General features: G+C 33.2%; 18 protein-coding genes. 8 read left to right on the forward strand and 10 right to left on the reverse strand.

What is annotated here, in order from left to right:
• Nucleotides 1–169: 169 nt before the first annotated feature.
• Nucleotides 170–1,849: an OstA-like protein gene (locus tag PQ462_RS08070; protein WP_274253044.1), complete on the reverse strand. Its 1,680-nt coding sequence runs from the start codon at nucleotides 1,847–1,849 to the stop codon at nucleotides 170–172.
• Nucleotides 1,850–2,203: 354 nt separating this feature from the next.
• Between PQ462_RS08070 and PQ462_RS08075 the strand changes: the two genes are divergently transcribed.
• A complete protein-coding gene (locus PQ462_RS08075) occupies nucleotides 2,204–4,075 on the forward strand; it encodes an alpha-amylase family protein (RefSeq protein WP_274253045.1) in 1,872 nt (623 codons plus the stop codon).
• 53 nt (nucleotides 4,076–4,128) lie between these two features.
• Here PQ462_RS08075 and PQ462_RS08080 read toward each other — a convergent pair whose 3' ends face one another.
• The 7 genes from PQ462_RS08080 to rsfS form a co-directional block, all read right to left on the reverse strand.
• Nucleotides 4,129–4,911 (reverse strand): superoxide dismutase, encoded by a 783-nt coding sequence (locus PQ462_RS08080; protein WP_012024661.1) that lies wholly within the window; start codon nucleotides 4,909–4,911, stop codon nucleotides 4,129–4,131.
• A gap of 9 nt (nucleotides 4,912–4,920) precedes the next feature.
• Nucleotides 4,921–5,190: an acyl-CoA-binding protein gene (locus tag PQ462_RS08085; protein ID WP_012024662.1), complete on the reverse strand. Its 270-nt coding sequence runs from the start codon at nucleotides 5,188–5,190 to the stop codon at nucleotides 4,921–4,923.
• Nucleotides 5,191–5,844 carry a phosphatidylserine decarboxylase family protein gene (locus PQ462_RS08090; protein WP_012024663.1) on the reverse strand — a complete coding sequence of 218 codons (654 nt, stop codon included), beginning with the start codon at nucleotides 5,842–5,844 and terminating at the stop codon, nucleotides 5,191–5,193. It lies immediately after the preceding gene.
• The gene (locus PQ462_RS08095; protein WP_274253047.1) at nucleotides 5,834–6,724 is read right to left on the reverse strand and encodes a phosphatidate cytidylyltransferase; all 891 of its coding nucleotides are present in this window, start codon (nucleotides 6,722–6,724) and stop codon (nucleotides 5,834–5,836) included. The genes PQ462_RS08090 and PQ462_RS08095 overlap by 11 nt, the downstream gene beginning before the upstream one ends.
• A 1-nt stretch (nucleotide 6,725) precedes the next feature.
• Entirely contained in the window at nucleotides 6,726–7,331 is a 606-nt protein-coding gene (locus tag PQ462_RS08100) for a hypothetical protein (RefSeq protein WP_012024665.1), read from the reverse strand.
• Nucleotides 7,332–7,447: 116 nt separating this feature from the next.
• Nucleotides 7,448–9,373 (reverse strand): ATP-dependent zinc metalloprotease FtsH, encoded by a 1,926-nt coding sequence (gene ftsH / locus PQ462_RS08105; protein ID WP_274253048.1) that lies wholly within the window; start codon nucleotides 9,371–9,373, stop codon nucleotides 7,448–7,450.
• A 16-nt stretch (nucleotides 9,374–9,389) separates the two neighbouring features.
• Nucleotides 9,390–9,761: a ribosome silencing factor gene (rsfS, locus tag PQ462_RS08110; protein WP_012024667.1), complete on the reverse strand. Its 372-nt coding sequence runs from the start codon at nucleotides 9,759–9,761 to the stop codon at nucleotides 9,390–9,392.
• 92 nt (nucleotides 9,762–9,853) lie between these two features.
• On the opposite strand from rsfS, the gene PQ462_RS08115 reads away from it, so the two are divergent.
• Nucleotides 9,854–10,582, forward strand: coding sequence for a biotin--[acetyl-CoA-carboxylase] ligase (locus tag PQ462_RS08115; protein WP_274253049.1), 729 nt, complete (start codon nucleotides 9,854–9,856; stop codon nucleotides 10,580–10,582).
• Between the two features lie 357 nt (nucleotides 10,583–10,939).
• Here the strand turns inward: PQ462_RS08115 and PQ462_RS08120 are convergent, their stop codons facing one another.
• Nucleotides 10,940–11,332: a hypothetical protein gene (locus PQ462_RS08120; RefSeq protein ID WP_012024669.1), complete on the reverse strand. Its 393-nt coding sequence runs from the start codon at nucleotides 11,330–11,332 to the stop codon at nucleotides 10,940–10,942.
• Nucleotides 11,333–11,500: 168 nt separating this feature from the next.
• Nucleotides 11,501–12,145, reverse strand: a complete 645-nt coding sequence (gene pyrE / locus PQ462_RS08125) for an orotate phosphoribosyltransferase (protein ID WP_012024670.1) — start codon at nucleotides 12,143–12,145, stop codon at nucleotides 11,501–11,503.
• Between the two features lie 7 nt (nucleotides 12,146–12,152).
• Here pyrE and PQ462_RS08130 point away from each other — a divergent pair, with 7 nt between their 5' ends.
• The 6 genes from PQ462_RS08130 to PQ462_RS08155 all read left to right on the forward strand — a co-directional run bounded on the left by PQ462_RS08130 (nucleotide 12,153) and on the right by PQ462_RS08155 (nucleotide 18,432).
• Entirely contained in the window at nucleotides 12,153–12,803 is a 651-nt protein-coding gene (locus PQ462_RS08130; protein WP_274253051.1) for an NUDIX hydrolase, read from the forward strand.
• A gap of 160 nt (nucleotides 12,804–12,963) precedes the next feature.
• Nucleotides 12,964–13,377: a helix-turn-helix domain-containing protein gene (locus tag PQ462_RS08135; RefSeq protein WP_274253052.1), complete on the forward strand. Its 414-nt coding sequence runs from the start codon at nucleotides 12,964–12,966 to the stop codon at nucleotides 13,375–13,377.
• Between the two features lie 314 nt (nucleotides 13,378–13,691).
• Entirely contained in the window at nucleotides 13,692–14,582 is an 891-nt protein-coding gene (locus PQ462_RS08140; protein ID WP_274253053.1) for a hypothetical protein, read from the forward strand.
• Between the two features lie 19 nt (nucleotides 14,583–14,601).
• Nucleotides 14,602–15,081: a DUF4280 domain-containing protein gene (locus tag PQ462_RS08145; protein ID WP_274253054.1), complete on the forward strand. Its 480-nt coding sequence runs from the start codon at nucleotides 14,602–14,604 to the stop codon at nucleotides 15,079–15,081.
• A 13-nt stretch (nucleotides 15,082–15,094) separates the two neighbouring features.
• The gene (locus PQ462_RS08150) at nucleotides 15,095–17,374 is read left to right on the forward strand and encodes a hypothetical protein (RefSeq protein WP_274253055.1); all 2,280 of its coding nucleotides are present in this window, start codon (nucleotides 15,095–15,097) and stop codon (nucleotides 17,372–17,374) included.
• An 8-nt stretch (nucleotides 17,375–17,382) separates the two neighbouring features.
• A complete protein-coding gene (locus PQ462_RS08155; protein WP_274253056.1) occupies nucleotides 17,383–18,432 on the forward strand; it encodes a hypothetical protein in 1,050 nt (349 codons plus the stop codon).
• The last annotated feature ends 5 nt before the right edge of the window (nucleotides 18,433–18,437 follow it).

Raw genomic sequence — 18,437 nt, forward strand, 5'->3', positions numbered from 1 at the left:
ACTGAGATTGAATACTGAACATTGAAAACTGCAACTAATTCTACCGCAAAGATCGAAAAGATTTATGCAAAGTTTGTAAGCTTAAAATTAAGATTACATTTTAATTGCAGTCATCTTAATGTTAGACAAACTGAAAACTGTGACTGCGTCTGAAAACTAAAAAAAATAACTACTTCTTTTTATCTTTTGTTTCTGTCTTTGGCGCCGGTTTTTTCTTGTCGTAATTCAAGGTTTCTTTCCTTACTTTCAGCGGAACATTTTTGTTTTTCTCTTCCTGTTCTTTGCCTTCTTTTATTAATTTTTCATTCAGTTCATTATCTTCTTCTGTAAAAATATCATCTTTCGATTTTATTCTTTCATCGCCGCGCCAGACAAAACCACGCAGTTTACGCGCGTTTTCAGGCAAATCTGTTTCAGGGTAAATATCGCCGTCAACTTTATTAAAGAAAGTAATAGTTTCAATTAGATTATTTTCTAAAATCAAATTGATTTTACTGCTTACATTTTTATTAATCCCGATAAGTTCATTATCGTCGTTCCGCATAAAATAGACGACTTCGGTATTTTTGATGACGTCGACATCATGGAGTTTTCCTTCTTTAAACTTTCCAAATAAATTGATGCCCTTGACCTGATTATAACCTGTTCCAAGGGTATCCTTTGATATTATAAAAGTGTTATTGAGGACTTTTAAAGAGTCTAATTTCTTAGTATTATTATCGCCTATCAAGTGCATTACATCTCCGGTAATCTGACTTTCTCCGTTCCAGATAATTGGATTTCCAATTAGTTTAGTTAATGCCGTTTTTGAGTTTGAATGTATCGAATCGCATTTTCCGCTCATATCTGTTTTATAGAAACGAACATTATTAAAAGCTCTTAAAATTCGTTCGCCTTCTTTTCCGGTTACCATCAGTTTTTTTCCGTGAATGTAAACCGAGTCATTTTCAACTAAATTAATAGCAACAGCTCTTTTGGTAACAAACATCGAATCTTTCAGTTTGAAAATTTCGGCATAATGTCCTTTTACGATACCTTTATTTATAGAATCGGTAATTTTTACATTTCGCGTTGCCGAAGCAAATTCGGTATTTCGATTGTAATATAAACTATCACCTTCAATAAGTCTGTCATCATATTTTATATACGATTTCCGTAAAAAATGCGCGAGATTCTTCTTTGTGTCATAAAAACCTCTTTCGGTATAAATATAATTGGCTTTACTCGTAATAGTTGATGGACCAAGTAAATAAGTATGACCAGAATTACTGTAATAATCTAGATGATTTGATTTAATAACATATTTTGGGTTTGTAATCGTAACTTGAGTCAGGAATTGAAACTTTTTTTCTGCTGCAAAATATCTTCCTGATTTACTCACTAAAGTATTGTCTTTGTTTACGATTGTTCCTTTTGTGTTATAATAAGCCTGCTGAATATTACGGTCAAAATGAATGGTATCTGTTTGCAAAGTAGCGTCAGGAGAAGTCATAACGGCATCTCCGGTTGCAAAAGCCTGCTTTAAATTACCACTGTATTCAGCATATTTACTGTTCAAAAATAAAGTATCACCTTGCACCAGCTGTACATTTCCAAAAGCTTTTAGATAATTTTCCCCTTCAAAAATATAAGCTTTATTACAAGTCAGAACGATTCCGTCGTGATCTACTTTTACATTACCGCTCAAAAGCACTGCACCCGGCACCAAAGGTTCGTTACGTTCAAAATTATCGGCATGTTCTACATGAATCTGTTTCGGAGCAGTTTTTGCTGATTTTGCTGCTTGTGCAAAAGTAGATTGTACGCTTAAAACAAGCACGCAAAATATAAAAAAGAGTAATTTCTTCAAGTGATTAAATTTTTGTCAAATTTATGAAAAAGGATATAACCTTAGATTGTTATTAGCATTAATTTATATTTTTAGGTTTAGAGGGGCAAAGAGGTAAAATTTCAAAGGTAGAAATTGATTTTTTTTGCATTTTTAAGACATTTAAAAAAAGCTTTGTTCTTTTGAAACTCTGCTTCTCTGTGCCTTAAAATTTATCAACAAAACCTTGAACTCTTACGTTGTAGTTCACGATTTATGAATCAGGAAAAAACAAATCAGGCTTACTATATTCTGAGTTTTAAAAAATAAACTAAATTTAAGAATTGGTTTTGGATTAAACTTTCATTTCCATATCGTTAAGTTAGATTAAAAAATATGATAAAAAGTAAATTTGTTGCCACAGGAATAGCTGTGACAATGTTGTTTTCGGCTTGTAAAACAAAAGATTTAAAAATGAGTGAAGTAAAACAGGAAAATTCAAAAGAACAAAAAGTTGTAGTCTATCAGGTTTTTACCCGTTTGTTTGGAAATAAAAATAAAACCAATAAACCTTGGGGAACAATTGAAGAAAACGGAGTTGGAAAGTTTAATGATTTTACAGACAAAGCACTTCACGAAATTAAAGATTTAGGTGTAACTCATATTTGGTATACTGGTGTTCCTCATCACGCTTTGGTTCGGGATTATACAGCTTACGGAATCTCAAATGACGATCCCGAAGTAGTAAAAGGACGTGCAGGTTCGCCTTATGCCGTAAAAGATTATTACAATGTAAACCCAGATTTGGCTGTAAATCCTGCAAACCGACTTCAGGAATTTGAAGATTTAATTGCACGTACGCACAAAGCAGGATTGAAATTGCTTATTGATGTTGTTCCTAATCATATTGCGAGAAAATACGAAGGAAAAAACAATCCTGAGGGTGTAAAAGATTTTGGTGCCGATGATGATATAACGGTTGAATATAAAAGAGATAATAATTTCTACTATATTCCAAATTCGCATTTTGAAATTCCTGAAGGAGATATTCCATTAAATGGAGAAAAAAATGCTCTTGTCGATGGTGTTTTTGATGAAAATCCGGCAAAATGGACAGGGAACGGCTCCCGAAAAGTAAAGCCGGATCAAAACGATTGGTATGAAACCGTAAAAGTAAATTACGGCGTTCGCCCAGACGGAACTAAAGATTTTCCTGAACTTCCGGCAGGTTTTGACCAGAAATCGTACAAAGAACATTTTGCTTTTTGGCAGGATAAAGATGTTCCGGATTCGTGGAAAAAGTTTAAATCGATCGCTTTGTACTGGACGGCAAAAGGCGTTGATGGTTTCCGTTACGATATGGCCGAAATGGTTCCGTACGAATTTTGGAGTTACATGAACTCGGCAGTCAAAATGAAAAATCCTGATGCATTTTTACTGGCAGAAGTTTATAATCCTAATGAATATCGTAATTATATTCGTTTAGGAAAAATGGATTATTTGTATGATAAAGTAGAAACGTACGACAAATTGAAAGATATCATTCGCGGAAAATCGTCTCCGGATGGATTATCAGATATTCAAAAAGGAATGGCGGATATCGAACATCATATGCTTCATTTTTTAGACAATCATGATGAACAGCGTTTGGCTTCGCCGGAATTTGCAGGAACGCCAGAAAGAGGAAAACCTTTAATGGTTGTTTCGACAACTTTAAGTACTTCTCCTACGATGGTGTATTTTGGACAGGAAGTAGGTGAGGTCGGAAATGAAAATGCCGGTTTTGGAACGCGTTCCAGAACTTCGATTTTTGATTATATTGGAGTTCCAAATCATCAAAAATGGATGAATGAAGGTAAATTTGACGGAGGACAATTGTCTGATTCTGAAAAAGCTTTGCGTGATTTTTATAAGCGATTATTGAATTTCTCTCTAAAAAGTTCTGCTTTAATGGGGAGCTTTCAGGAAATCCAATCCGTTAACCGTCAAAATACGGCTGGTTACGACGAATTAATTTATTCTTATGTCCGCTGGTCTGAAAACCAAAAGTTAATTGTTACGGCTAATTTCTCTTCAGAAAAAACAAGCGAGTTTGATTTAAAGATTCCTGCCGATGTCATTTTAAAATGGAATTTAAAAGATGGAGAATATCAGCTTACAGATCAATTGTACAAAAAAACTTCGGTAAAACTAATTGTGAAAAATGGAGAAGGAAGCGCCAGAATAAAAATCCTGCCTTCTGAATCGTTTATTTTTGAATTGCAATAAGAAAAGTGAAACATAAAAAAAAAGCTGATACGATTTGTATCAGCTTTTTTGTTTTATACTTTCTTAACCTTTTTGAGGGCTTCGATATAATATTCGTTTACTTTTTCCCAATTTATATGTTCGTAAAAAGCGTCAATATAACTTCCTTTTCTGTTTTGATAATCCAGATAATAAGCATGTTCCCATAAGTCGATGCCTAAAATTGGCGTTCCCGGAATCAAAGCATTTTTCATCAGCGGGTTATCCTGATCTTCGGTAGTTGTAATTTGAAGTTTTCCGTATCTGTCAACCACTAACCAAACCCAGCCTGAACCAAATTGTTTTTCGGCTTGTCCTTTAAACTGCGTTGTAAGGTTGTTAAACGAACCAAATTCTTTATTAATTGAGCCTGAAAGTGTATCTTTTGGTGTCTGCTCTTTTGGTGTCAGAATATTAAAATAGAGAGTATGATTGTAATATCCTCCGGCATTCTGACGCAGTTTTGCATTGTTTAAATCTAATTTCTTTAAAATATCCTCAATTGGCATATTTTCAAACTCAGTCGAAACAATAGCTTTGTTAAAATTATTGGTATACGACAAATAATGTTTAGAATAATGCGTCTCCATTGTAAGAGATCGTAGAGCAGGGCTTAGTCCGTCATAAGCAAAAGGCAGTTTGGTAAGTTCAAAAGAACCCGGATCTGCTTTTACATCATTGGGTGATCCAATTACTATTTTTTCTTCCTTCGTAGGAAGAGGAACTTCTACAACTTCAGTCAGTTTGTTATTATCATTGCAGGAAAATAATAATATGAATGAAGGTAAAATGCTGAAAAGAACAATGATTTTCTTCATAATATTAATTTATTTTGATGTTAGCGAATTGATAATTTCTATGTAATTTTCTTTAGCTTCATCTGTCGATAAATGACTAATCTGCATCCAGGCATTAGTTTTAAAAGCATTTCTTAAATCAAAATTCTCCGACTGATTGTAAACAGCAGTTCCAAAAGTGGCCTGTTTGTAAAATGCATAAAGTCTTAGCTGCACATCTTGCGGCAGCGAGGCCTGAGTCATATTCATTGCAATCTCTACAGCCTCAGAAAAACGTTTATCTAAATCTTTGTCTGCCATTTATGCTTTTGTAGCAATAATAGTTTTACCGCCAATTGCTTTTTGTCCTAAAACAACATTTATTGGTGTACCTAAAGGTAAAAATAAATCTACTCTCGATCCAAATTTAATAAATCCTGCATCTGTTCCTTGTACAACCTGCATTCCTTCTTTAGCATAATTTACAATTCGTCGTGCCAAAGCTCCTGCAATTTGTCTGTAAAGAATTGCGCCAAAAGTATCGTTTTCGATAACTACAGTCGTTCTTTCATTTTCTTCGCTGGCTTTTGGGTGCCATGCAACCAAAAATTTTCCAGGATGATATTTACTGAATTTTATAATTCCGTCCATCGCATAACGTGTAACGTGAACGTTGATTGGCGACATAAAGATAGAAACCTGTAAACGTTTATCTTTAAAATATTCGCCTTCGTAAACTTCTTCAATAACTACAACTTTTCCATCTACCGGAGCAAGAACATGCTCGATATTTCTAACAGCGATTCTTTTAGGATTTCTAAAAAATTGCAGAATGATAATTAAAATTACTAAAGCAAAAATCTGCACTAGTTTTTGCAGCCAATAGATATCAATAAACTGGTCAGCTAATAAAACCACAACAACAGTGAAAATTACACCTAATAAAATAGACGGGCCTCCTTCTTTATGAAACATAATATAAAATTTGATAAAATAAAAATATAATTGGTGCTACAAATATAACACTATCTAATCGATCTAGTATACCTCCATGTCCGGGCATAATTGAACCGCTGTCTTTTACGCCGGCAATTCTTTTAAATTTTGATTCGATCAAATCGCCAATCGTTCCAAAAATACTCACGATTAAGGCAATGATGGTCCATATTAAGATTGATTTGCTGCTAAAAGCCGGATTAGGCTGTATGTAAAATTTTGAAATTAAAAAACCTGCAAAAGCAGCGAAAATCATTCCGCCTACAAATCCTTCTATCGTTTTTTTAGGAGAAACACGTTCAAATAATTTGTGTTTTCCGATAGATTTTCCAACTAAATAAGCGAAAGTGTCGTTTGTCCAGATTAAAACAAACAGTCCTAAAATAATTTTCGGATTGTAATCGTTGGTTCCAAAGGAAATTTTGACAATAAAAATAAATGGAAGTGTAATATATCCTAAAAGGTATAAGTATTTTGAAGAGATGCTTACTTTTTGAACTGAATCATAAAATAAGAATATGATGCATTTAATAGATACTACAAGCGTAATTGCTAATAATACAAGGTCTAATTGCTGAATATTGGTTTCTAAACTTATATTCGATTGAAATGTCTGATTTAGATAAGCAGCAGTTTGTTTGTTGTAATGGCTTATGAGAATTACAATGCTGTACAGTAAAGTGCCAAATAAAATCGAGAAGACTTTATTCAGGTTTACGATATTCGAAAACTCATAAATAGTAATGATTAGAAAAATACCAAAAAGAAGGATGAAGCTCTCAGTAGAAAACAGGATTGAAGTTAACAACAGAGCAATATAAACAGCACCAGAAATGGTTCTCTTAAGCGTTTCGTTCATCTTAAAGATCTTCTAAGAGCAGTAAATAAAGGTTTTTGGCAACACTTCCGTACTGCGTAAAATCTTCTTCTTTTGCTTTTTCGAAATATTTTATTGTAGTGATATTAGTTGGGATATCTCTATCGTATTTGCGTTTAATGGCGCTTAAGCCGTCGCTTTTCATTGGGAGAATCTGGCTTGTTGTAGCAATAATTACAATATTTGCCGGTAAATCGTTTGGTTTGTTTTGTCTGATTTGTTTAGATGAAAACAAAATAGAACCTTCGTCTGCAATTAAATTTTCGCAGCTTGCCAATAAAAATTTTGGATGAGAAGGAGCAATGTAAAATAATTTGTTTTCTTCGAGTAAATGAAAAAGAGCCGACTCGTAGCACAAAACTTCGTTTTCAAACCAGTCGTTTTCTTCTAAAATATTTTCGAATTGTTCTGCAACTTCCTGCGTGTTTTCACAATACAAAAATTTACCGCCATTTTTCTTGAAGTTGAAAATGAATTGTTCGTCTAAAGATAAATGACTATTCGGGACAGGAGTTCCTGCGTATTCACTTTCGTGCTCTTCGTCAGAAGCAGATTCGCCGGAACCAAATATTTTTTTAAAAAAATTCATTTTTTATATGAAATACTTTACATGTTAATTGAAAACGTTCAAAGATAAAAAAATCTTAATTCAAAAGCCTGTTTTGAATTAAGATTTTAAAAAATATTACATATTTATTGAGTAATTTACGAAACGACCTCTTCTAAATTTTTATCCCAGGTACGTTTTCCGAAAATTGTTTCAAGATCATCTTTAAAGATTACTTCTTTTTCGATTAAGATATCAGCAAGCTGATTTAATTTATCTTTATTTTCTTCAAGAATTTCAATAGCTCTCTGGTATTGACCTTCAATTAATTCTGAAATTTCTGCATCAATAATTTTTGCTGTTTCATCAGAATAAGGTTTAGAGAAATTGTATTCGCTTTGTCCAGTTGAATCGTAATAAGTAACGTTTCCAATTTTGTCATTTAAACCGTAAATGGTTACCATAGCACGAGCCTGACGGGTTACTTTTTCTAAATCGCTTAATGCACCAGTCGAAATTCTGTCAAAAGTTACTTTTTCAGCAGCTCTTCCGCCCATAGTTGCACACATTTCGTCCAGCATTTGGTCTGTTCTTACGATTTGTCTTTCTTCTGGTAAATACCATGCAGCTCCTAAACTTTGTCCGCGAGGAACAATTGTTACTTTAATAAGCGGTGCAGCGTGCTCTAACATCCAGCTTACAGTTGCGTGACCCGCTTCGTGAATTGCAATCGCTCTTTTCTCTTCTGGAGTAATGATTTTGTTTTTCTTTTCAAGACCGCCAATAATTCTGTCAACAGCATCAAGGAAATCTTGTTTGTCTACAGCAGGTTTGTTATTACGAGCGGCGATAAGTGCAGCTTCGTTACAAACGTTAGCAATATCAGCACCAGAAAATCCTGGAGTTTGTTTAGCTAAGAAATCAAGATCAAGACCTTCAACTTTTTTAATAGGAGCTAAGTGAACTTTAAAAATTTCAGCTCTTTCGCGAATGTCTGGTAAGTCAACAAAAATTTGTCTGTCAAAACGTCCTGCACGCATTAAAGCTTTGTCAAGAACGTCGGCTCTGTTTGTTGCAGCTAAAACAATTACATTAGAGTTTGTACCAAAACCGTCCATTTCTGTTAGTAATTGGTTCAAAGTGTTTTCTCTTTCGTCGTTTCCGCCAGACATATTGCTTTTTCCTCTTGCTCTACCAACTGCATCGATCTCGTCGATGAAAATGATAGCAGGAGATTTTTCTTTTGCCTGTTTAAACAAATCACGTACACGTGATGCTCCAACTCCTACAAACATCTCTACGAAATCAGAACCTGATAACGAGAAGAAAGGTACTTGTGCTTCGCCGGCAACAGCTTTTGCTAATAAGGTTTTACCAGTTCCCGGAGGTCCTACAAGTAAAGCTCCTTTAGGAATTTTACCTCCAAGATTTGTATATTTTTCTGGGTTTTTAAGGAATTCTACAATTTCCTGAATTTCTTCTTTTGCACCTTCTAAACCAGCTACATCTTTAAAAGTAGTTTTGATATCAGTTTTTTCATCAAAAAGTTTAGCTTTTGATTTTCCGATATTGAAAATCTGTCCGCCTCCGCCAGCGCCTCCGCCAGACATTTTACGCATAATGAAAATCCATACACCAATAATGATGATGATAGGCAGTAAGCTGATTAAAATATCGCTCCAGTTGTTTTTCTGGATGAAATTGAAGTCTTTTAATTTCCCTTCGTTAACCGCTTTTTCAAGTTTAGTTTGAAAAATCTGGTCGTTACCAATTTCTAAAGTATAGTGAGGGCCTTTGTTAGCTCTGTCAAAAATATCTTTTGCAACTTTTTTGTTAGCTGGGTCTTTAAGTGCGGCAGCATTTAAATATACCTCAGCTTCAGCTTTATTATAAACGATAACTTTTTCAATTTGTCCTTTTTCTAATAAAGTATTGAATTTAGAAGAAGTCAATTGAGCAGGTTCGCTTAAGTTAGATCCTCCGGTAGCAAAACTTATAAATAAAAAAACTAAAAGTATTGCGGTATATATTAACCAGGGACTTATTTTAAATTTATTCGGATTTGGATTATTATCTTTAGCCATTTAGAAAAATTTTTCTTTAGTATTTGTTTTCGATTGTAGTTATTTTGGCGTCACCCCAAAGGCTTTCGATATTGTAATATTCACGAATGTGTTTTTGGAAAACATGTACCACAATATGCACATAATCCATAAGAACCCATTCTGCATTATCGGTTCCTTCTACGTGCCATGGTTTATCTTTTAAGTCTTTAGATACTGTTTTTTGAATTGAGTTTACAATGGCGTTAACTTGGGTATTTGAGCTACCGTTGCAAATGACAAAATAGTCACAAACCGCTGTGTCTATATCTCTTAAGTCAAGAATGTCAATATCATTTCCTTTTACTTCCTCAATCCCTTTGATTATGTTCGCCAATAGAACATCATTATTAATAGTCTTTTTCGCCATGAATTATTTTATATGAATTTGTAAAGTTACCAAATTTTGTGATTATTTTTGAACCTTAACAAAATATTAAATTAAGATATTTAAATTATTTAATGAAACTAATCAAACTCGATGCCATAGATTCTACAAATGATTTCCTAAAATCAATGTCAAGTCAGGATGAACAGGAGAATTTTACAGTGGTAACGGCTGAAAATCAGACAAAAGGCAAGGGGCAAATGGGCGCTGTTTGGAAATCTGAAACCGGTAAAAACTTAATTATGAGTGTATTGGTAAAGGATTTTCTTTTTGATAATGAAAAGGTTTTTAACTTAAATATTATCGTTTCGTTATCTGTTTTAGAAGTTTTAAAATCTTTAAATATTCCTGATTTATGTATAAAATGGCCAAACGACATTATGTCATACAATAAGAAAATTGGTGGCATACTTATAGAAAATACTCTAAAAAGTGATGGCAGAATCGTGTCAGTTGTCGGGATTGGGCTTAATGTTAATCAAACGAATTATACTGAACTGCCAAATGCTTCTTCGCTGGCTGTAATTTCCGGAAAAACTTTTGACAAGAACGCTTTGGTTGTTTCTATAGTTGAAAAAATGAAAGAAGAAATTGAATTATGGCAGACTAATACGGCAGTTTTTTGGGAAGATTATTTTAATTCACTTTTCAAAAAAGGAGTTCCAATGCCGTTTAAAAATCTACAGAATACAAACTTTATGGGGATTATTCAGGGCGTTTCTCCAGTAGGGAAACTGCAGGTTTTACTTGAAGATGATTCGGTTGCAGAGTTTGAGATTAAAGAGATTCAGATGCTTTATTAAGCGACTAAGGTTCTGAGGTGCTAAGATTCTAAGGTGCTAAGGTTCTGAGTTTCTAAGATTCTAAGATTTTGAGTTTCTAAGATGCTAAGGTTTTTACAGAGATTTAAACGTGCTGTTTGTAAGGAAAAATCTTCACGAGAAACTCTACAAAGATTGGCAATTTTAGGAGCGGAGCTACTTGCAAAGATTTGCTTCGCCTGTTCGCTATCGCTCGAGTCTCCTTCGTCGAAATGACAAAAAATGAGGTGAAATTTTTGCGAACTTTGCGTATTTCCTTGCGGACTTTGCGGTTAAAAAAAATGTCCAACAATAGTCGGACATTTCAATTTATAATTCACAATTCACAATTCACCATTATTAAAGTTTGTGCATATTGTTTGCTAAAGTTTCAATAAACTTACCAATTGGACCTTTAACCATCATTGCCATCATAGCGTTAAATTCGCCTTCGAAAAACAATTGTACGGCACTTTCTGAGTCAGAAACGCTGTCGATGTTTGATGTTAAAGTAAATGGAAGTTTATCACTTGCAGCGCCCAGAACAATTTTGTTTGGAGCTGTTTTGTCTTTCATTTTTAATTTGATTTCCGGCATGCCTTTCAATCCAAAAATAAAAGAGTCTTCGCCAGTAACCTCAAATTTTGCAATGTTATCCGGCATTAATTTTTCAAAATTCTTAACATCAGTCAATTGATCGAATAAATCCTGTGCTGATTTCTGAACAGTAACTTTTGGACTTTCTAAGTTCATATAATATTTTTTAATTTTTATTTAACCGCAAAGGGCGCAAGGTTTTTTACTAAGTTATGTATAATTGCGCAAAATTCGCAAAGTTGAAACTTTAAATAAACTCCAAAATCCAAAAAGAGCAGAGCGATTTTTAGAAAATCTAAAATCAACAATCTAAAATCTAAAATCTTATTCCTGTCCCCAAGTTGATGGGCTTACGCTCCATTCTTGTAATGTAGACTGCTGGTCTTCTGTAATGTATTGTTTTTGAACGGCTAAATCTAATAGATTTTCGTAGTTGCTTAATGTGAATAAATCAACATTGGCTTCTTTGAAGTTTTCTTCGGCAACGCCAAAACCATAAGTAAAAACGGCAGCCATTCCTTTAATGTTGGCACCTTCGTTTCTTAAAGCTTCTACAGCTAATAAACTGCTTTTTCCGGTGCTGATTAAATCTTCAACCACCACAACATTTTGTCCTTTTTGTAAAAAACCTTCAACTTGGTTTTGTCTTCCGTGTTTTTTTGGTTCTGGACGCACATATACGAACGGAAGTCCTAGGCTTTCGGCAACCAAAATCCCAACTCCAATGGCTCCAGTGGCAACACCGGCAATAACATCAGGCTTTCCAAATTGTTTTTCGATGTTCTTCGCAAACTCGTCGCGAACGTAGTTTCTAATGCTGGGAAATGAAAGAATTAACCTATTATCGCAATAAATAGGAGATTTCCATCCAGAAGCCCATGTAAAAGGATTTTCTGGATTCAATTTAATTGCATTTATTTGCAAAAGCAATTCAGCTGTTTTTTCGGCAGTATCTTTATTAAAAATCATAGTACAAATGTATAAAGTTTTTGTAAACGACAAACCACTTTTTTTGACAAATGAAATCTCGAAAGAAACAGATTTCCAATTGTTCTTGTTGGAGAGTATTGATATCGAACAGCTTATAGTTAAAATTTTTCAAAATAAAATTCAAAAAGCCATTTTATATCATCCCGACGAAAGTGAAATAATGAAAACCCTTAAGGCCAAAATTCCGGTAAATAAAGCCGGCGGAGGCTTTGTGTATAATAAGAAAGGCGAGGTTTTATTTATCTTTAGAAACGGAAAATGGGACCTGCCAAAAGGCGGAATCGAAAAAGGGGAAGACATTGAAGCGACGGCTATGCGTGAGGTAGAGGAGGAGACAGGGGTAAACAAGCTTCGTATTACGAGTAAACTTCAAAAAACCTATCATATCTTTAAACGTAACGGAAAATACAAACTTAAAATCACACATTGGTTCGAAATGTTTTCTGATTTTGAAGGAACGCCGCACGGGCAGATAGAAGAAGGAATCGAAAAAGTGGCGTGGTTAAATCCTGAACAGATTAAAGAGGCTTTGACGAACTCTTATGAAAATATTAAGCTGTTGTTTGAGGAGAAAGAAAAACCAATGGAAAAGCTTGCTTCGCCTATTGCGTATCGATCTGGGCCAGAATCTAAATAACGAGTAATTTTAAAATAGAAATTTAATATTTCATGTATTAAAAATCGTACTTTTGTTTGGTAAGCAAAAAATTGATTGTAATGCATTTTGATGGTAGGATACAATTTAATTTTGTTTTTTACCAGTTACTTGATATTGCCATTAATATTATCTTTGAATTATGAGCACATTTACAAAACCAAGCCATATAGGGCGAAAAATAAGCCGAATTCGTGAACTTCGTGACATGAAGCAAGAAGCTTTGGCACAGGCTTTAGGAACAAGCCAGCAGACTATTTCTGCTTTGGAAAATAGTGAAGAAATTGATGATGAAAAGCTAAAACAGATTGCAAAAGCCTTAGGAGTAAGTGTTGAGGCATTGAAAAACTTTTCAGATGAAGCAGCAATTAATTATTTTAATAATTTCTATGATAATAGTAACGGGACTAATTTCGGAACTAATAATAATTGCACTTTTAATCCTTTAGATAAATTAATCGAAGCTTACGAAGAAAATAAAAAGCTTTACGAACGTTTGGTTCAAGCTGAAAAAGATAAAGTGGAGTATTTAGAAAAAATATTGAAGGATAAATAAGTTTTTTATTCTTTCTGGAATTTAAAAAAGCCTAATAAAAATTGTTTTTATTAGGCTTTTTTTGTTGTTTTTAGGTTTTATCTTTTTGCTGGCACGAGCATCTCGCTCGTGTATTTTTTATTGTATTGATTTTGAATGTATTAAGAGCAGATAATTAACTTAAGATTATGCTTGTAAATAATAAATGTATTTATTTTTGTGTTAAAATTTAAAAATTGAAAGAAAATATTTATATATTTTATTCTTAATTAAGTAAAAAGATTACATTTATACTTTAATTAAATTGTAGATTATAATCTACAATTGCTTTGCAATTGAAATTAATAACCGCTGTTAATGATATGGAAAAAGACGAAGACAAAGAAAAAAAGAAACAACAGGTTTTATTTGTAAGCCAGGATTATATACTGCCGTTTCGGCCTCTTGAACTCAATCACGAGTATTCAGTTTTGTACACAATAGAAAAGGGAGATAAAAAACAAACCCTTGAGCAAAATTTTAGTTTAAGGAGATTAAAACCTGACAGCAGTCAAAATGAATATCATTTTATTCAAATTGATAAAATATCAGAATTATTGGTTGATGGAAAACCCGTAGATTCAAGAGCTTACAAAGTGGCAGAAAAAACTGCCGAACTCCTGTATCCCTTAAGAATCGTGGTAAACAAATACGGAAAATGGGTAGACATAAATAGTTACTATAAACTAAAAGAACGCTGGGAAAATCAAAAAGAAGCCATTAAAGAACTATTTGATGGAAAAACCTTTGAGATGTTAGCCCAAAATATCGAAAATGCTATCGAAGATGACAAATCTCTGGTAGGATTAATTTCCGGGAATTGGTTTTTAAGAGCCTATTTTAACGGAATACACAGAGCCTATACCCGGAGGTTTGAAAGAGAAAGAACTTTGTATTTTCCTGCTGCTGCAGAAGTTGAGGATATTGAATTTTCGATTGTTCAAAAAGTTAATCCTTATTTAAATGACCTAAATCTGATAGAAGTAACACAAAGCGGAAAATCAGAAGATGAAAATACAGAAGAACATTATCACGCCCAATATTATTTGAATCCTAATAATTATCTAATTGAATCTCTCCATTTAGAATGTGATTTAATTGATATGCGGCGAAAAATTAAAGTAGAAGTTAAAAATCTGGATCAGAGTAAAATCAGTATAGACAATGCAATATCTCTTTTAGTATAAAAATAAAACCTAACACATTATGAAAAAACATGTTGTTGTAGACGGTGCTTCGTGCAAATGTAAATTTAGTGAAGACACAAAAGCGACTGATATTTTAGTAGTAAAATCGCAGAAAAAGCATTTTGCAAATGATAAAGGAGCTGATAAAAAACTTATTGCCACAACAAAAGACGTCAATCAAACCTTAAAGAAAGGCACATTTGGCAAATGCACTTTGCAGCCAACATCAGGAGGGAATTCTCCTTGTGTTGCATTGCCGCTAAAATGGGATAATCCCTATGAAAAAATTACACTGAGCAATCAGGGTAAAATTTTAACCGAAGACAGTAAAGCATCATGTTATATAGGCGGACCTGGCTGTATTGAGATTTTTAAACACGGACAGACAGCCGAAGTAGGAAGCGGACAGATGCAGAAAGCAGATCGTGATGTTTTACAGCAGATTAACCCATTATTAAATCTGGATGAGTCAGAAGAACAGCTTTCTGATTGTTATTAAAAAGTACAGCATTATGAGCAAAGTAAAAATATACGGGAATCCTAACCCTGTAATTGGAATAAAAGAATATTACTCTATTCATGATTTTTTTGGCAGTTCAGCATCTTCACAGACAGCTGAACCGCAATTTCAAAATACACCTGATGAAAATATTAAATGGAGTGTCTGGATATTATTGGGAAAATCATGGGTAAAAATGTCAAAAAACAATAAAACGGGAGCAACTGTAGACTACACATTTACCCAGATAAGCCTTAAACGAAAAGGAATCAGGATGCTCGTTGATGCAAACGGCGAAAAAGCGATTCTTGATATAAAAACCAAGAATACTGAAGAAAGAAAAATTCTTCATGTTGAAATTCTGGACTGGAGCAAAAAAAAGCCTGCAAAATTATTTAGTTATGGCGAAAAGATAACCGCCCGTGTTCACTGCCTTAATATGGAAAAATTCCCTATAACCGTTACTTTATGGGAAGACGACGGAGGCAAAAAAGACCTTAGCGATATCAGCATTGAAAGTAAAGAAGTCAACGTTTTAAATGGAAAAGCAGATGTCGAATTTACTTTCGATCCGGGCAAAGTATGGCTTGCCAATGCAAAATCAGAACCAAATGAGTTAAACGAAGGTACATTTCATGAATATTATGTAACAGCTGAGTTTTACAAAAAAGTTTCGAAACCTACCGAAAATGTCAATGTAATTAATCCAGATTATAAAGAAGATATATTTGCAAAAGTGCCGGTTTCTAAACCATCTGAACCGGAAAAAAAATCTCCAGCAGCACAAAAAGGACCTTCTAAAAAAGAAACCAGAGGGATCTCAAAAACTGATAAAAAAGCGCATGATTATCAGGAACAGAAAGTTGTTGTAAAACCAACTGTTGTTTTTAACCCACAGCAAGAGTTTATTAATAGTCTGATGATGGTTGATGTTGGGGATTCTGTGTGGAATAAGAAAAAAGGTTCATGTGCTTGTAAAGAAAATAATTTTTACTGGAGCAAGATGCTCACATGTGATGAACGAAAAAAAGTGCTTCAAGTATGTGCAAAACTTTGGGGCGAAGATAAAAAGAAAGATAAGGCAAGTGAATTAATGGCAGTTATGCATCTTGAAACAGGTGAAAAAAATATGTTTAAACCTTATGCAGACAATGGAGCTGGTTATTCTGGTTTAATACAGTTTAGTGATGCTGCAGCAAGAAATTTAGGTACTACAAGAAGCGCTTTAAAAAAGATGACTTTTATAGAGCAAATGGATTATGTTCATGACTACTTTGCTTCAAAGAAAGAAATATCAAACATGGTTGACTTGTACTTGCATGTTTTAAAACCAAATGCTGTAGGAAATGGAAATAACCCAGATTATGTTCTTTTTGACGAAAGCATTTCTGTGCCAGATGGTGATGGAAGCCAGACAAGTGCTGAACAGCGAAAAATAAATATTGGAAAAGAACCTTGGGTAACCAAATACGGCTATTCTTCAAATCCATCATTTATGAAAGGTGATGAACACACACAAAGAAAAAAATGGGTTTACACCAGACAACGTTTTGAAGACCGCTGGGGATTTATAAACGGAAAAACCACAGTTGCTGATGTTCACCTAGAATTAAAACAAGCACATTATAATCCTGGAGCAAAATATTTATTTACGGGTGTTTGTGAGAATGTTGAAGAAGAAAATAATAATAATACTAATGACAGAGCACCGTGGATGAAAATTGCGATTGATATGGCAAAAGAAATGAAAGGCTGTACTGAAGATAAAGAACCTATGTATGGCAATGCAAAAAAATTCTTAAAATATTGCGATAATGCTTCTGAACCAACCGATGGAAATAATGGAGCTTGGTGTGCAGCATTTATGAATTGGTCGATAAAACAGACCAGGAATGATGCAACAAAGCTCCCATATAAACATAAAAATTCCGCTTCTTCACAAGCGCCGTTAAATGATAAAAATTATGTAAAAATCAGTGAACCAATATATGGATCTATAGTTGTCTATAGATCTAGTAATGGTAAAGGTCACACAGGTTTTTTATATGGAAAAACTACAAAAGGGGAGTATATTTTATTGGGTGGTAACCAAGATAATACTATAAGATTCGACTCTTATGGTGAATATACAAGTAATTCTAAGAAGAAAAAATTATACGGATTTTATCTTCCTGCGGATTATGTTGTTAGTGATGTAGATAAATTAAATGATAATGATATTTATGATAATGAGGATATGATAAATATTAAATATGGAATTGTTGTTGAAAAATCAACCGGTAAAACAAATTAATAATAATTATGAAAAATATAATTTTAGTGGTCGTGTTTATGATTGTATCATGCAATAATAAAGAAAACAAAAAGGAACGTAGTGACAATAATATTAAAAAAGAAAATAACCAAAATATGGAATTGAATATAACTGAAATTGAAAAACATATCGAGTTACAAAAAAGAATTGAATCCGATGAAATAGAATATGAACATCCTTATTCATTTGCCGAGAAGGATTTGAAGCTTGCTTTTCAACTGATAGAAGAAGGATTAAAAAAACAAAATTATAAAATACCTACATTAGAAAAATTTAATCAAGTTATAAATATTAAAAGCAATTATGAATGGTATTATTCAGTACATTTTAATGGTGATTGTTTAGAATGGAAATACGACAATTTACTGTTTTCTCATTTTGATTTAATTGATAGAGGACATTATGTTTTCACTAATAAACGGTTCATCACTGATTTGTTCTTATTAGAAGAAATCGTTAAAATTAATAAGGATCATTCATATACCCTACAAATTCCTGAATACATTGTTGCTCGTAACAAATATCTATTCAATGATAACAAAGCAAGTTTAGTATGGCTGAAATTCAATGATGAATATTTTTTAGAATCACTTGTAAAAGTTTTTGGTTATGTTCAAGATGAAGATTTATTAAAATGGGTTTTAGACAGAAACCTAAATGACGATGAATTTGATAAATTATTATTAACCAAAACCTGCGATAACAAATACATTTTCCATAAAGAGGTTTTTGAAGTTATGACAAAAGCTGACAAGAAAAGTAAGGAAAGCTATCTTCTTTATCTACGAGGAAAAACAGAACTTCCAAAAGTAGATGATACAAATTTTAGTGACACAGCAAAAATATATGCTCTCTATTGTTATTATGCTACAAAATTTACTCAAAGTATTGATCAAGGCGATGTTTATACCTTTTTTCCAAAATTAAATGAGAAAAAGTATGAAGAGGAATTCAGAAAAAATAATTATTACAACATTCCTGATTTTAAAGAATTATTTGAAGATACTAAAAATGGTGGCATTGGTTTGCCTATGTAAAAGTT

It is taken from the genome of Flavobacterium sp. KACC 22758 (genome assembly GCF_028736135.1).
GTDB classification, from domain to species: Bacteria; Bacteroidota; Bacteroidia; order Flavobacteriales; family Flavobacteriaceae; genus Flavobacterium; species Flavobacterium johnsoniae.

Excerpts from the sequence above, each read along its gene's own strand:
- rsfS (WP_012024667.1), bottom strand. The coding sequence starts at position 9,761 with ATGGCGAAAAAGACTATTAATAATGATGTTCTATTGGCGAACATAATC.
- PQ462_RS08090 (WP_012024663.1), bottom strand. The coding sequence starts at position 5,844 with ATGTTTCATAAAGAAGGAGGCCCGTCTATTTTATTAGGTGTAATTTTC.
- PQ462_RS08115 (WP_274253049.1), top strand. The coding sequence starts at position 9,854 with ATGAAACTAATCAAACTCGATGCCATAGATTCTACAAATGATTTCCTA.
- PQ462_RS08085 (WP_012024662.1), bottom strand. The coding sequence starts at position 5,190 with ATGGCAGACAAAGATTTAGATAAACGTTTTTCTGAGGCTGTAGAGATT.
- PQ462_RS08130 (WP_274253051.1), top strand. The coding sequence starts at position 12,153 with ATGTATAAAGTTTTTGTAAACGACAAACCACTTTTTTTGACAAATGAA.
- PQ462_RS08095 (WP_274253047.1), bottom strand. The coding sequence starts at position 6,724 with ATGAACGAAACGCTTAAGAGAACCATTTCTGGTGCTGTTTATATTGCT.
- ftsH (WP_274253048.1), bottom strand. The coding sequence starts at position 9,373 with ATGGCTAAAGATAATAATCCAAATCCGAATAAATTTAAAATAAGTCCC.
- PQ462_RS08100 (WP_012024665.1), bottom strand. The coding sequence starts at position 7,331 with ATGAATTTTTTTAAAAAAATATTTGGTTCCGGCGAATCTGCTTCTGAC.
- PQ462_RS08075 (WP_274253045.1), top strand. The coding sequence starts at position 2,204 with ATGATAAAAAGTAAATTTGTTGCCACAGGAATAGCTGTGACAATGTTG.
- PQ462_RS08135 (WP_274253052.1), top strand. The coding sequence starts at position 12,964 with ATGAGCACATTTACAAAACCAAGCCATATAGGGCGAAAAATAAGCCGA.
- PQ462_RS08080 (WP_012024661.1), bottom strand. The coding sequence starts at position 4,911 with ATGAAGAAAATCATTGTTCTTTTCAGCATTTTACCTTCATTCATATTA.
- PQ462_RS08120 (WP_012024669.1), bottom strand. The coding sequence starts at position 11,332 with ATGAACTTAGAAAGTCCAAAAGTTACTGTTCAGAAATCAGCACAGGAT.
- PQ462_RS08155 (WP_274253056.1), top strand. The coding sequence starts at position 17,383 with ATGAAAAATATAATTTTAGTGGTCGTGTTTATGATTGTATCATGCAAT.
- PQ462_RS08150 (WP_274253055.1), top strand. The coding sequence starts at position 15,095 with ATGAGCAAAGTAAAAATATACGGGAATCCTAACCCTGTAATTGGAATA.
- PQ462_RS08145 (WP_274253054.1), top strand. The coding sequence starts at position 14,602 with ATGAAAAAACATGTTGTTGTAGACGGTGCTTCGTGCAAATGTAAATTT.
- pyrE (WP_012024670.1), bottom strand. The coding sequence starts at position 12,145 with ATGATTTTTAATAAAGATACTGCCGAAAAAACAGCTGAATTGCTTTTG.